The following is a 378-nucleotide window of genomic DNA, read 5'->3' on the forward strand; positions in this document are numbered from 1 at the left end:
CCGCATAGGCGACAGCCACATGCGCGATCAGGATCAGGGCGGCGGCAGCGGCCCACAGGCCGGTCTCGCGCACGCCGAAACGCGGCTGACCGATGCCGGACAGAGCAGCCGCTGCGCCGGTCATGGGACTGCGCCTCCGCTCGCCGGCGCATCGGCCGAAGGCAGCGTCTCCAGGCCGACTAGCGCGATCTTGAGATAGCCGGCGGCGCGCAGCAGGTTCATCACTTCCATCAGCTCGCCATAGCCGACCGTCTTGTCAGCGCGCAGGAAGATGCGCGTCTGCTTGTCGCCCTTGGTGCGGCCGTCGAGCGAGGTGGCGAACATGGCGCGCGGCACGCTGTCATTGCCGATGGCGAGCGTAAGATCGCTCTTCAGCGT

The 378-nt window shown here is 68.3% G+C and carries 1 protein-coding gene; it reads right to left on the bottom strand.

Annotated features, from left to right (window positions below; translation table 11 throughout):
• Positions 1 to 120 precede the first annotated feature (120 nt).
• Positions 121 to 378: biopolymer transporter ExbD (locus EOA29_RS41000; RefSeq protein WP_189479227.1), on the bottom strand; the 258-nt coding region annotated here is incomplete at its 5' end.

It is taken from the genome of Mesorhizobium sp. M1E.F.Ca.ET.063.01.1.1, assembly GCF_003998155.1.
In the GTDB taxonomy this organism is placed as follows: Bacteria; Pseudomonadota; Alphaproteobacteria; order Rhizobiales; family Rhizobiaceae; genus Mesorhizobium.